General features: G+C 53.0%; 11 protein-coding genes. All 11 read right to left on the reverse strand.

All coding sequences use genetic code 11. The annotated features are described in order from the left end of the window. Positions 1-20: 20 nt before the first annotated feature. Positions 21-245, reverse strand: coding sequence for a hypothetical protein (locus tag HZB62_05145; GenBank protein MBI5074538.1), 225 nt, complete (start codon positions 243-245; stop codon positions 21-23). Between the two features lie 337 nt (positions 246-582). After that, positions 583-1,281: a hypothetical protein gene (locus tag HZB62_05150; GenBank protein MBI5074539.1), complete on the reverse strand. Its 699-nt coding sequence runs from the start codon at positions 1,279-1,281 to the stop codon at positions 583-585. Between the two features lie 63 nt (positions 1,282-1,344). Continuing rightward, on the reverse strand, positions 1,345-5,796 hold the full coding sequence (locus tag HZB62_05155; protein MBI5074540.1) for a hypothetical protein: 4,452 nt from the start codon (positions 5,794-5,796) through the stop codon (positions 1,345-1,347). A 14-nt stretch (positions 5,797-5,810) separates the two neighbouring features. Beyond that, entirely contained in the window at positions 5,811-8,771 is a 2,961-nt protein-coding gene (locus HZB62_05160) for a hypothetical protein (protein MBI5074541.1), read from the reverse strand. 18 nt (positions 8,772-8,789) lie between these two features. Then, positions 8,790-9,314 carry a phage tail protein gene (locus HZB62_05165; GenBank protein ID MBI5074542.1) on the reverse strand — a complete coding sequence of 175 codons (525 nt, stop codon included), beginning with the start codon at positions 9,312-9,314 and terminating at the stop codon, positions 8,790-8,792. Between the two features lie 12 nt (positions 9,315-9,326). Continuing rightward, entirely contained in the window at positions 9,327-9,827 is a 501-nt protein-coding gene (locus tag HZB62_05170; protein MBI5074543.1) for a phage tail protein, read from the reverse strand. 10 nt (positions 9,828-9,837) lie between these two features. After that, positions 9,838-10,335 (reverse strand): phage tail protein, encoded by a 498-nt coding sequence (locus tag HZB62_05175; GenBank protein MBI5074544.1) that lies wholly within the window; start codon positions 10,333-10,335, stop codon positions 9,838-9,840. A 47-nt stretch (positions 10,336-10,382) separates the two neighbouring features. Next, a complete protein-coding gene (locus HZB62_05180; GenBank protein ID MBI5074545.1) occupies positions 10,383-10,679 on the reverse strand; it encodes a hypothetical protein in 297 nt (98 codons plus the stop codon). Next, positions 10,672-11,250, reverse strand: a complete 579-nt coding sequence (locus HZB62_05185) for a GNAT family N-acetyltransferase (GenBank protein ID MBI5074546.1) — start codon at positions 11,248-11,250, stop codon at positions 10,672-10,674. The genes HZB62_05180 and HZB62_05185 overlap by 8 nt, the downstream gene beginning before the upstream one ends. Before the next feature lie 50 nt (positions 11,251-11,300). Next, positions 11,301-12,593, reverse strand: a complete 1,293-nt coding sequence (locus tag HZB62_05190; GenBank protein MBI5074547.1) for an ABC transporter substrate-binding protein — start codon at positions 12,591-12,593, stop codon at positions 11,301-11,303. Between the two features lie 227 nt (positions 12,594-12,820). Then, positions 12,821-13,042 (reverse strand): hypothetical protein, encoded by a 222-nt coding sequence (locus HZB62_05195; GenBank protein ID MBI5074548.1) that lies wholly within the window; start codon positions 13,040-13,042, stop codon positions 12,821-12,823. Positions 13,043-13,217 lie beyond the last annotated feature (175 nt).

The raw sequence follows: 13,217 nt of genomic DNA on the forward strand, positions 1-13,217 counted from the left end.
AGTCTTCTTCATCCTGCGCCTTATAACCGGCCTTCTTTGCTGCATCTCTTGAGCCCGCCATCTATCTCTGCTGAAAGCCTCTCGAACTTTCTTAAATCCAATCTACTTATGAGATCTCGCTCCGCCTTTGTAAGGCTGAAGCCCGTCTCAAGACAGGTCTTATGGAACTGCTTGCCTGCATTTTTGCGGAAGACCGGGTCTGTCAATAATCGTCCAAAAAATTGTTCTACTGTCTCCTGTGCCATATGAGCCTCCTGCGACTATATTCCCTCATCACCATAATAAATGCACGATGAGTGCCAACTACAATTGGCTTTATTATCAAGGTGTTAAATATATTGACGATTTGAAACGTTGTACCATAAAGGGACATCGGCAGGCGTACTATAGCTATAACTATTCAATACTAAATGATACGTTACTTGCTGCACCAATATGGGACATATGTCCCTTTTTGGTGCAGATTTATTTACAGCAACGGAAGTAATTTCTGTCGACCTTCAGTAGAACTGAAAACGCCTCACAGGGATAGAAACTCTGTGAGGCGCATTTTGTGGTATCTAAAACTATTACTGCTAATGGCTAAAAGCCGGCACCAAGTCCATACCCTCCGCTGCCATTGAGATTTACCGTCATATTCCCGACACTTGTGTTTATCCCAAAGCTGTCGTTGTATGTCGCCAGAGCAACAGGGGCAAACCTCACCACTATGCTGCAGTTTCCACCAACTGCCACCGGTGTTCCTACCGCACATGTCGTTCCTGCCACGACGATACTGAACGGCACTCCCGGCGTCCCGATCGAGGTTATGTTCACCGGTATATTCCCCGTGTTGTTCACTACGACGGTCTTATTGAGTGTCTTTCCTTTTGCCACATTCCCGAACAATAACGGGTTGGGTGCAACCGTCATCGCCCCATGTGCCCTTACGATATCCGGCATCTCCTGCAGAGACACTGCCCCGCCTCCTGGTGTTGTGTACAGCACATACGCTGTGGCAGTCGCTTCATCAAAGGCAAGACTTACGTCAGGGCCCCCGGCATTGCCCGCTATCAGTAGCGGGTTCGTTGCCATCCCTATGATCGGATCCGTTATCAGATTGTTGACCGTATCCAGCACCTCAAGCGTCACTGAATAGTCCTGCCCCGCAGACGCGGTATACGCCCTCACGATCCAGTTCTCCCCTGCATCATACCAGGCACCCTCCTCTGACCACGATACACCTGTCATCAATACCAGCCCTGTCATGCAGAGCACCAGCAGTATTATCACCTTCTTCATTGTATCTCCTCCTGTATATTCTGTTTTTCTTTTATTCATAGTATCTCCTCCTTTTTCAGCCAGCTACGGAGCCTGCCGTACCCCTGTCACGGTCACCACCTGACGCCCTCCGGCCGAGGTATAGGTCACATGGGCGGTCCTTGTTGCCTTGTTAAAGCCAAGCGCAACCTCAGACGCTGCTGCATCGCTGGCAATCAGCTTGGGATTGGTCGTCATACCCGCAATGACCGATGGGTTCACTAAATTGTTACCCGTGTCTAATACCTCAAGGTATACCTCGTTAGGCGCATCTGCCTTTGTGTAGGCCCGAACGATCCACCCCTCAGGCGACAGATACCAGCTGTTTCGCGACATCTTGCCGCCCAACGTAGTAAGTTTAACGGTATTGGAGCTTTCGGTTGTGCTGCCCGGGAAATAGGCCCTTACACGATAGTAATAGGTCTTCCCGGAGACCAATCCTGAGGCAACGGAATATGTTGTCACATTGCCCACATCCAGATTGTTAAAGCCCGCGACAAAGCCGATGAAACCGGAGTCTGTGGCAACATCCAACCGGTACCCTGTTGCGCCTTCAGAGGCATTCCAGTTAGCCGAAAAACTGATTTTCGTTATATCGGTCGCAGCCGTGGCTATCGGCGGTCCAACTACCGTCACACTCGCGTTTGAGGTATTCCCTGTTCCGCCGTTTGTGGAGGTAACCGTTACGCTGTTGTCCTTCAGTCCGACAGTTGTCCCTGTCACATTCACAGAGAAGGTGCATGACGCAAGAGCTGCAAGGGTTGAGCCGGAGAGATTTATGCTGCCTGAACCATCAGTCGCGGTTATTGTGCCGCCGCAGGAACCGCTCAGTCCATTCGGTGTCGATACCACCAGCCCGGCAGGCAGCGTGTCAGTAAAGCCGACGCCGGCAAGCGCGGTCACATTGTTAGCGTTCTGAATAGTAAAGCTCAGTGGCGTTGATCCGTTCAGCAGAATCTTTCCTGCGCCGAACGCCTTGGCGATAACCGGCGGTGCAACTACCGTGATGCTGGCATTCGAAGTATTCCCTGTTCCACCTTCATTTGAATTCACCTGAACACTGTTGTTCTTCACCCCTGCTGTAGTGCCGGTAATGTTCACCGACAAGGTACAGGAGGTGTTCACCGCCAGTGTTGCCCCGGTAAGGCTCACCGATGAGGACCCGTCTACTGCAGTGACTGTCCCGCCGCACGTGTTATTCAGATTGCTGGGTGTTGAAACGACCAGGCCTGCAGGCAGATTGTCGGTAAAGGCAATGCCTGTCAACGGAATGGTGTTAGCCGCCAGGTTATTGATAGTAAATGTCAGCGAAGTCGAGCCATTTAACGGAATGGTGGCTGCGCCGAACGCCTTGGCAATAACAGGAGGAGTAGCCACCGCGAGATTGGCTGTGGCCGTGTTGCCAGTTCCGCCGTTGGTCGAAGACACATTGCCGGTGATATTGTTCTTTGCCCCCGCAGCCGTGCCGGTCACGTTCACAACCAGCGTGCAACTGCTGTTTACAGCAATCGTACCACCTGTAAGCGAAAGACTGCCCGATCCGGCTACTGCCATTACCGTGCCACCGCCGCAGGAACCGCTCAGCCCATTCGGCGTGGCAACAACCATTCCGGCAGGCAAAGTATCCGAGAACGCCACTCCGGTCTCGGCAACTGCGTTGGTTGCAGGATTGGTGATGGTGAAAGTGAGCGACGTGCTGTTGTTCAGCGGAATGCTCGCCGCGCCAAAGGCCTTCGCAATAACCGGAGGCGCTACAACGTTGATGCTGGCCGAGGCTGTGCCACCTGTGCCGCCCTGATTCGAGGTAACATTGCCTGTGGTGTTGTTCTTTGTACCCGCAGTCGTGCCGGTCACGTTTACCGAGAACGTGCAGGAACTGCCCTGTGCCAGAGCGGCTCCTGTCATGCTGATAAAGTTAGTGCCGGCAATAGCAGTGATCGTGCCGCCGCCACAGGAGCCGGACACAACACTAGGTGTAGAGACTACCAGCCCTGCAGGCAGATTGTCAGTAAACGCAATGCCAGTAAGCGTAGTAGTTGTGTTGTTGTTCTGAATTGTAAAGCTGAGAGAGGTGGAACCGCTGAGCGGAATGCTCGAAGCTCCAAACGCCTTGAGAATCGCAGGAGGTGCTACCACCGTGATACTTGCATTGGAGGTATTACCCGTCCCGCCCTCTGTGGATAAAACCTGGACGCTGTTATTCTTCACCCCTGCTATTATGCCCGCTATGTTTACCGTGATAGTACAAGATGCGCTGGAGGCCAGGGTCCCGCCTGACAGGCTGACAGAAAATGCCCCCGCTATCGCCGTGGCCGTCCCTCCACAGCTGTTGCTCAGACCATTCGGAATAGATACCTCAAGCCCTGCGGGCAGATTGTCTGTAAAGGCAAGCCCTGTCAGAGGAATAGTATTCGCTGCAGGGTTCGTAATCGTAAAGGTTAACGAGGTCGAACCATTCAGCGGAATGCTGGTTGCGCCAAAGGCCTTGGTAATTGTCGGCGGTGTGGCTACCGAAATGTTTGCCGTACCTGTGTTGCCAGTGCCTCCGTTAGTAGAGGTAACGTTTCCGGTAACGTTAGTGTAGTTCCCCGAAGCCGTGCCCGTCACGTTAACAGCTATCGAACAACTACTGCTGACGGCAATCGTGCCGCCCGTAAGCGATACGCTGCCTGAACCGGCTACTGCCGTTGCAGTGCCGCCGCAGGTATTGGTCAACCCGTTCGGTGTGGCCACCGCAAGGCCGGCGGGCAGTAAATCCGTGAATGCCAGGCCTGTCAAAGCCAACTCATTGGCTGCAGGGTTCGTAATCGTAAAGGTCAACGACGTCGAACCATTCAGCTGAATGCTGGACGCACCAAAGGCCTTGGTAATTACCGGAGGCGCAACAACAAAGATGCTGGCCGAGGCTGTGCTGCCCGGGGCACTTTCATTAGAGGTGACAATGCTCGTTGTATTATTCTTTGTCCCGGCAGTTGTGCCGGTCACGTTCACCGAGAAGGTACAGGAACCACCGGCGGCAAAGGTTGTGCCGGAGATACTGATGACGTTCGTACCCTGGTCAGCGGTGATAGTCCCGCCTCCGCACTTACCGGTCAGACCATTAGGAGTGGAGATCACCAGTCCGGCAGGCAGCGTGTCGCTGAATCCGATCCCTGTCAGGGGAGTGTTAGGGTCGGAGTTCGAAAGATTAAATGTTAACGTCGTGCTGCCGTCCAACGGAATGCTGGGAGCACCGAACGCTTTGGAGATCAGGGGCACGTCAGGCACGGATTCTATATGCACCGTCACCGTGAAAACATTGGAATCAGCAGGTATGGCATCTTTCACTCTATAGGTAAAGGCATCATCGCCATTGTCGTTAGCATTCGGAGTATAGATGAAATTATTATCAGCGCCTATAACCACATGGCCCTTTGTGCCGTCAGTCACCAGTTCAAAGGTCAATGCCCAGTCGGTCCCGTTAGTGCTTGCGCCATCTGCATCACTGCCGACCAGTTTGCCGCCGAAAGCAACATCCTCGTCCGTATACCATTCATTGACGATCGAGTCAACCCAATTGGCATTCGCCATATTCTGAAGAGTTCCGTCAAATGCAGCAACAGAATCCTCTGCCGTGTTTCCTGTCCCGTCATCGAGTTTGTAATAGGCTGCAAGACTGCTGTAATTAAGATGCGAGGTATCAATGCCGCGATACATCCAGTCAGCTATTCCGCTTTCGCTCAGTGCAGCATTCCAGAGTCTGATCTCGTCTATCTGTCCGTTCAGATAATTGTCCCCCCTGCCGGACAGACCCTTGCCGATATCGAAATGGTCCATGCTTCCTGTCAGGCTACCGATGCCTGAGACCGGCGTGCCTTCCTCAACGCCATCAACAAAAAGCCGCATCGTGCCTGCGCTGAAAACACCTGCAACGTGATACCACTTCCCTACCTCTGCGATGGTTGTGCCCGTGTCAGTACGCAACGCGCCGTCATCAGCGTAATGAACAAAATTACCGCTGCTGTTCAGATAAAGACCGAAGGCAGAGATCGTCTCTGCAGCATTAAGCCTCTGGATTATGGCAGTGCTCTGTATCGTATTGAATTTCACCCATGCTTCAACCGTGTAGGAGGCAGACGTCAGCGCACCAGCGTCTGAAATGACCACATATTGATCTGTGCCGTTAAAGCCAAGGGCCTTGCCGAAACCGGCCACAGGAAGTTCATTGCCTAATTGTGTGACTGTCGGATCGAGCGGTACCAGGATCGTCTTGGGGTCATCCGTTGCCACGCTCGAAAAATTACTGCCAGACACCGTGCCCTGCTGCGAGACTGAAATGATTCCCTGCGGCAGAGGGTCATTGACCGTAACGTCATATATAATTGTGATGCTCTTTCCTGCGGGGAGCGTACCTATGCTGACATTAACGGTCTCGCCTGAGGCCAGAACCATACCAGAGCAGATCAGGACTGTCAGAACGCCCAGTGTTATCGATTTCAGTATGTTATATCTCATCATGCCGTCTCCTTATCTCAATGGGAAGGGGTGACACATGCCGCCCCGCCTATAAAACCGGCCGGCCCGATGTCTGAGTAGGCAAAGACAACGGTGCCCGCAACGTTATTATTAGCCAGCACAAAATTCTGAACATCCGTCTCCGAAGATCCTGAATAACCGGGCAGACGCATGGACGAAGCGATCCCGCTCACACCCAAAATGATGTCATTGGCATCATTTGGATCAGCAATGCTGAAATTGTTGCCGGTAATGTTCGCGCAGACGTCAATATCATCACCTGTAGAAGGTGCACCGGCCGTCAGGGCCAGCCCGGCAAAGACATTGGTATTCGGCGAAGAAGCAATGTTGCCGGTTATGGTCAGATTCACGTCATAGTTGCCACCCGTGTTGTCAGCATAGATCGCCGCATTGCCTGCATATTGATAGATATTGTTATTGGTAACAGCGAGGGTGACCTGCCCTTTCGGCGCGATGACATTATCTGCAAAGGAGAAGAAGATCCCATTGCCGGACTTTGAGCCTGAGTTGGCTATCGCATTCACGCCGATCGTGTTGTTGTTAAGTGTTCCGTCCAGGGAGGTCGTTTCGCCCCCAAGAGGCGCTGCCAATTGCAATGTTATGGCAGAACCATCTGCATCACGAAGGGTATTGCCTGAAACATTCAACGTCATTACGCCTCCCGTTGCCAGTGTCAGGCCGCCCCCGCTGATGATATTCCATGCATGGTTGTTCGACAGCGTGTTGTTCTGGAATATCACATCCATGGTCGTATTCACCTGACCCGTGAAGTTGGCCAGATCGCTTGGCGCACCTGTGAAAGTCGAGCCGGTGACGGTAACGTTCATTACGGGATTGCTGCCGGTGCGCGCCTCGACCGCTATACTCTGGTTGGCGTCTGCAGCGTTCTGGTTCAGATTGAAGTTCGTACCGGTTATGGTCAGCCGGTTAAGCGTACCGCTCGAGTTTACAACAGAAAGGTTGCGCGCCCGTCCGCCGCTGATAGTACAGTTGGTGATACTTGCCACACCAGTCAATCCGGTGGTTGTGGCGTTGCCGAAATATACGCTGCCTTCACCGTAGTTTTCCGGAAATGCCAGACTGGCTGCATTACCGTTGGTGCCGTTAATGACAGTATTAGCCAAGGTGAACCCGGCAACATTATTGCCCCGTATGCCAAAGTTCTGAAGGTCATTTAACTGCATCCAGTTTAGCTGGACAGCTGTTGTGCTGTTCAGATAAATTCCGATACCGGCAGCTGTGCTGCCGTCGGAGCCTGTCTTGTTCGCTATCGTCCCGCCGGACCCGGCTGACCCGGTGCCTGTTACCGTAAGTCCTCCGGAACTGCCGGTGGTATTAAGAATAATTCCTGTATTGGAGCCGCCATTCGAGGATATGCTCCTGAAGGTCAAACCGCTGGCGCCAATAGTCGTATTGGCAACATTGAGTGCCGTGCCTGTCGTGGTTGTCAGCGTGTTGATAATGCTCGTGTTGTTCTGGGTGGCGTTGACCGTACCGCCGCCGGTGGCGGTAAAGGCGGGGTTGGCGCCGGTGGAAAGCGACAGGCCTCCGGTGAAGTTGATCGTCGCGCCGGTGTTGGTGGTCAGCGTAATGCCGGTATCGGTGTCCGTGATCGCCCCGCTGAATGTCATTGTGCCGCCGGTCCGGCCGGTCACGCTGACTGAGTGGGCAGAACCGCTGGCAATCGTGCCGGCGTAACTGATGGTAGCCGTGCCGCCATTTACATCAAATGAGTTGCCCGTCGCGCCAGAGAGAGCGCCGCCACTAATCGTCAAAGTGCCTGCCAGCACACCTGCTCCTTTTGCCAGCGCAATATTGTTCGCCCCGCCGCTTGAGGTGACCGATGAAAACAGTGCGGCCAATGTGCCATTGGTAAGAGTTAGCGCCTGACCCGTCGTATTGACGATCACATCAGCCACGGTCAGCGTGCCAAAGCCCGAACCTGAAATCGCACTGCCGCTGGCGTTGCCCGCCGTAAAGCCATTGAGCGTGTTGCCGCTGTTCAGCGTCACGCCGTTGCCGCCGGTGTTAGTCATCGTCGTCGCAGGGGCGGCCGGATTCATTACCGGCAACGTGGCGCTTCCGGTGGGAGCCGTCAGGCCGGTAATAGCCTGGAGAGATGCTGCCGAATCCTGCCCGATCAATTTCTGTCCTGAGCGCAGGGTCACGCCTCCGGTGTATGAGGTCGCGCTTTCGTACATGAATATAGTATCGTTATCGGCGGGGTTATTGCCGATGCCGTCGTTCAGCGCGTTGAATGCTGCAAGCGTCGAAAAGGGATTCGAGAGACGACCGCAGCCCGCGGCAAGGGTGGTACAGGCAGCGGCATTATTGTTCACAAACCAGATCATCCCGCTCACGGTTATGGTCACGGTGCCGGTTGAAGATCCAACAGAGTTGCCAAGTGTGTAAGTGAATGTATCTGAGCCTTCAAACCCCGGAGGGGGATTGTAAGTGAACATTCCGGAAGCATTCATCACAACCTGACCGCCTTGCGCAGAGGTTGCATCATACGCGATTATGGTTGCCGGGGGATTCAGTCCAAAAAAATCGTTTGAGGTGACGCTGAAGGGAGTGACAAGCGTTGCAGAATTGATCGAAACGTTGCCGATTACGGTTACAGGAAACGTGTCATTGACTGCGACAGGTGACGCGCTGACCGAGCCGCCAACCAACGTGGTATTTGCATCAATCGTCTCGGAAAAGTTCATTCCTGTGGAGTCGCCGCCATTGCTTTGAATGGTGATGGTGTGGCGGATCGTATCGCCCTTGTTCACCTTGGCATTGCCGTTAACGTCCACCTGAAGCGAATCCTGATCAGTGGCAGTGACCCCGACCGGCGCCGCATACACGATCCCTGACGCAAGCAATACCATAACTATAACGGCTATTGATGAAATGCCTGTCAACCATAATTTTATCTGCTGCACGTTATTCCCCCTTTTGATTAAATCCATACAGGTCCTGCTATGCCCTTACGTCCTCGGCGGATAAACGCCCTGAAGAGCGATGCAAAAGTAAAAAGTAAGATATGGCATCATGTTGTTGTGAGGCTGATCGCCACCCGCAGGGGTAATAGCACTGTCTGACATGGCCACATTAGAGAGGCTGGTACCGTCATAAAGACTGCCGCTGGCAGGCCGGGCGTACGAATTGCCGCCGGCTGAGGCCGTCGTCCCGAGCGAACTGTTTTGAGCCATAAGCGCATGAGCGTGAGAAGGGATCTCGGACTCAAGGAGCGATACGGTCTCCGTTCCCCCGGTCTCGCCCAGATCATGAAGAGAAAGGCCAGGCCCCTGCCCGGGGTGCATCGGTGCGCGCCCCTGAAGATCAGGAAGGGCAAAGTTTGATTTACCGTCGCCGCCATAGGTGGTGCCAAGGAGCGAGAACAGTGCTGTGTTCTGCGATAAAGGCATAAGCTGGCCATCGCACCAGGCCCAGCCTTTCGGTGCAAAGTTAAACGGGAATATCCTTATTTCAGCTACAAATGGATCAGCCATCTTCTCCTCCTTTTACGTGGGGCTCGGGAATATCCCGAACAATGAAATAATAAAATCAACACAAAGATACGGCTGGAAATTGGTATGCGGCTGAGAACCTCCAACCGCGGATATTGATGCTGCATTGAGCGGTATGGTGGGATTGCCGACACGATACAATTTTGCAGCTGCCTGACCAGTGACATTATTCGCCGGATTACTCGAGACAGGGATATCATTCGATGCAAGCAGGGCATGAGAATGCGCCGGCATCTGGTTGACCGTAAGCGTGATCTCCTCCGTCCCTCCTGTCTCGGCAAGGACAAATCCATTGCCCTGATGGACGGGGAGTCTGCCGCGCAGGTCGGGCAGGGCAAACGTTGACTGACCATCGCCGCCGTACGTCGTGCCGATCAGCTGAAACAGTGTCTCATTTTCGGATATCGGCAGAAGCTGCCCCTCGCAGAACATCCATCCTGCCGGCGCAAAATTTCCTCCAAACATCCTGATCTCTCCTACATAGGGTTGTGCCATAAAATCCTCCTCAGTTAGGCGAGGGGAAGATCCCCTGCAGTGCAATACAAAATGAAAGCGTAAGAAAAGGCTGCATATTGAGATGCGCCTGTGATCCGCCGACATTGCCGATCGATGCCGGAGACATCGCTACCAGATTTTGGGGAGCTGTGTACGCATTGGCCCTGACAGCAAGCTCATTTCCTGCCGGAGCACTGACTTCGGCCGGCGTATTTGAACCGTTTAACGTATGCGCATGTGTCGGGATTTCGCTGATCGAAAGCGTATGTGCCTGCTCTCCGCCTCTTTCTCCAAGCGTATGGCCGCTGCCGACATGAATCGGGGTCCTGCTCCGCAGATCAGGGAGGGCAAAGTTCACCCTGCCGTCGCCTCCAAAGGTCGTGCCAAGCAGGGAAAAGAGCGCCTGGTTCTGGTTAATAGGCAGAAGCTGTCCGTTGCAGAGCGCCCAGCCCTTGGGTGCAAAAACGAATGACATTATCCTGATCTCACTAAGAAAAGGTTCAGCCATGATACCTCCTTTGTTTCAAAACATTAACTATAACTTCCGGACAAATCCTATCTCAGACGATTAAAGACCGCCTCATATTCAAGACCTTTCACACTTCTGCCAACCGGCACGATGAAAAGATCAATTGCCTCCATGCCGTCATGTTCCATCCTGTACGTGCCCTGACTCAGAGGCATGTCAGGAGGTCCCTGAAAGATGATCGAAAAAGCACGCTGCCTCTCTGTCTCAAGCAGCCCGGACACGCTGACCAGCTCCATATCCATTGTCCGGCCATCGCCTGTTGCCAGCCTGAAGAGACTGTGTATGCTCCCGGCCAGCTGGTCTCTTTCCCACAGTTCAGGCATGGTGCGATCCCTTCAGATCAGCCTCGCTGCCAGGCTGTCCGGAAGACCATCTCATAAGCAGATAAACGCCATTTTCCCTCACCGGCAAAAAACCTAACCGCTGATAAAGCCTCAGAGCGGGATTAAACTGCTCCACATGAATAGTCACCGGCAGGCATAGCATCCTGCCCGATTCCATGATCTGTTTAAGCAGGGCCGTGCCGATCCCCCTGTTTCTAAAGTCAGGGAGCAACGCTATGTCCATGATCCTCAGCTCAGCGTCCCACCGGTCCATATAAAGTCTTCCGCACGGTCTGCCCTCAGCAAGTACGATCCAGAAGGCGGCCGAAGCATAATACTCCCGGTAGTATTTATCCTGTGCCGCAAACTGCATGCGCAGAAATTGATCTTTTTTAATGTCATCCCAGTCAACCAGCTTCAACTCTTCGCTTCTCGAAGCAGCGTACACCTGAAAAAGAAATTCCCGGTCCTCTGTCAAAACAGGCCTGAGTCCGACACTGCCTGCGGCAGCAGACAAGAAAAGATCTTTGTCCGAGAATAAAGCAGCAGCCTGTCCTGCAGAAGACACCATTTTCTCCATCACGCAGCCCTCATTACTGCCTGTACCCGCCAAACAGATCTCTACGCATATTGGTATGCATTATGCCAGCCGGAACGCTCCGCCACCCACATAGGCTGCAGCCTCCTGTCATACTCCGGCAGAGGGCTGCATTCTGCTATCGCCCTGGTAACAGGCCTTCCGCCTTCCATACGGAATTCATGGATGAACAGAGGCGCTGAGGTTGCATTGGTCATCGGGTTCATCTGCAGCCGGCCCCTCGGACTGTTAAATGCCGCCTCCGCAAAGGCCCCTGTCAGGGCAGTGATATTTCCTGTCTTCCCCTGCGTCAGCGAAAGGGCAGAAAGTATCATGCCTGCTGTCTCATAGCCCAGCAGACCGAAGGAATCAAGACTGCGGCCTGCAACTTTTGCGTAATTCGCTGCAAAACTCTCACTGCCCGGTGCACAAAGGTCAGATCGCCATGGAACACAGGTCTTTATGCCGGCTGCAAGCGGACCGATTGCGGCTAAACTGTCACCTCCGGAAAGATGGGAAGAGCAGGCAAGCGGTATTCTTCCGGCCAGGCCAGAAGAGGCGTAGGCCTTTATAAAGCCAGCACCCTGAGACCCGCTGTAAAGGGCGTAGATAAAATCAGGCCGCGCAGCCTCTATCGCTGAAAAAAGCCTGTCAAAGTTCGGCGTTCCGGAGCCGGCATCAGAAATAAAAGTCTCCTTTATCATACCGCCGGCAATCTGATAGCCCATGCGAAAGGCCTGAAGTGTATCATAGCCGGTGTCATAAAAAGAGGCGGCCACAACGCAGCTCGGACCCATATTATCAGCAGCCCATCTGCCCATTGCCCAGTTGGCCTGCGAAAAATTCATGCTGCAATGAAACGTGCCGGGAAACATATCGGTCTTTCTCGCCATGGACTCGCCGAGACTGCTTGCAACCAGAACAAACTTCTCATCCCGTGCAAAAGAGCTCAGAGATGAAGCTGCCGCATTGTTCAGAATACCGGTTACAAGGTTCACCTTATCTTCATGCAGAAGCTTTTTCAGGGCGCTGACACTGACCGATCCGCTGGAATGCTCCTTGACCAGCTCAACCGAAACTCCGGACTCTGCACACCCTGACGTCTTCAGGCAATGATCAAAACCGCTCAGAAAGTTCCCGGTGAGCTTCGGTGAAAAATCCTTGCCCGGCAGCAATATCCCCAGCCTGACAACGGGCCAGCCCGAAAAGTTCAAAGGACTCGCTTCCCCTCCAAAGGCAAGCACCTGAGAAGGTACGGTGAGCGCACCTGTCGCGGCCCCGGCAATCTTCAGAAAGGTACGTCTTGTTATGACATTTGCTAAGCTCTTTTCAGACATAGTCCACCTCAAATAGCAGGATGATTATTTTTCAGACAGGATGATGAGATTCAGCTCCCGTCCGCCATGAGTCCTTTTCTTAAATTATTTTAATTATACTCTCGTTGTTTCGACCGTGCAATTCGAAATTTAGACGCAATAATCAGAGTTCTGAGCAGGCCCCCCGTGCTGTTACAGAACCACATAGACTGTTCGGAAACAAAGTCTTATTCATCCTGCACTCCTTATCACAGGCTTTCCTGGCCGCATCTTTTGAGACCGCCGTCGATCTCTGTCGCGAGCGTCTCAAACTTTCTGAAGTCCAATCTGCTTATGAGATCTCGCTCGGCCTTTGTAAGGCTGAAGCCCGTCTCAAGACAGGTCTTATGGAACTGCTTCCCTGCGTTTTCCCGGAAGACCGGGTCAGTCAGCAGGCGTCCGAAAAATTGTTCTACAGTCTCCTGTGCCATTTCAGTCTCCTTGTCCAAGATTGCCCAATTAGTCAGGATCATCTATGGCACGTTATATGCCAATGAGTATTGTCTTTATTATCAATTGGTTATCTAAAACGAAGAGAAAGGAGACTGTACCACAAAGGGTCAGCAGATGATCTGTAACAATAAAACTATCGAATTTTAAAGAATA

The sequence above is a fragment of the Nitrospirota bacterium genome (assembly GCA_016214855.1).
Lineage (GTDB): Bacteria > Nitrospirota > Thermodesulfovibrionia > Thermodesulfovibrionales > UBA6898 > UBA6898.

What these genes read in the sequence shown, in the direction of transcription:
- HZB62_05155 (MBI5074540.1), bottom strand. Translation starts at nt 5,796, where the DNA reads ATGATGAGATATAACATACTGAAATCGATAACACTGGGCGTTCTGACA.
- HZB62_05175 (MBI5074544.1), bottom strand. Translation starts at nt 10,335, where the DNA reads ATGGCTGAACCTTTTCTTAGTGAGATCAGGATAATGTCATTCGTTTTT.
- HZB62_05160 (MBI5074541.1), bottom strand. Translation starts at nt 8,771, where the DNA reads ATGGATTTAATCAAAAGGGGGAATAACGTGCAGCAGATAAAATTATGG.
- HZB62_05190 (MBI5074547.1), bottom strand. Translation starts at nt 12,593, where the DNA reads ATGTCTGAAAAGAGCTTAGCAAATGTCATAACAAGACGTACCTTTCTG.
- HZB62_05170 (MBI5074543.1), bottom strand. Translation starts at nt 9,827, where the DNA reads ATGGCACAACCCTATGTAGGAGAGATCAGGATGTTTGGAGGAAATTTT.
- HZB62_05185 (MBI5074546.1), bottom strand. Translation starts at nt 11,250, where the DNA reads ATGGTGTCTTCTGCAGGACAGGCTGCTGCTTTATTCTCGGACAAAGAT.
- HZB62_05165 (MBI5074542.1), bottom strand. Translation starts at nt 9,314, where the DNA reads ATGGCTGATCCATTTGTAGCTGAAATAAGGATATTCCCGTTTAACTTT.
- HZB62_05150 (MBI5074539.1), bottom strand. Translation starts at nt 1,281, where the DNA reads ATGAAGAAGGTGATAATACTGCTGGTGCTCTGCATGACAGGGCTGGTA.
- HZB62_05145 (MBI5074538.1), bottom strand. Translation starts at nt 245, where the DNA reads ATGGCACAGGAGACAGTAGAACAATTTTTTGGACGATTATTGACAGAC.
- HZB62_05180 (MBI5074545.1), bottom strand. Translation starts at nt 10,679, where the DNA reads ATGCCTGAACTGTGGGAAAGAGACCAGCTGGCCGGGAGCATACACAGT.
- HZB62_05195 (MBI5074548.1), bottom strand. Translation starts at nt 13,042, where the DNA reads ATGGCACAGGAGACTGTAGAACAATTTTTCGGACGCCTGCTGACTGAC.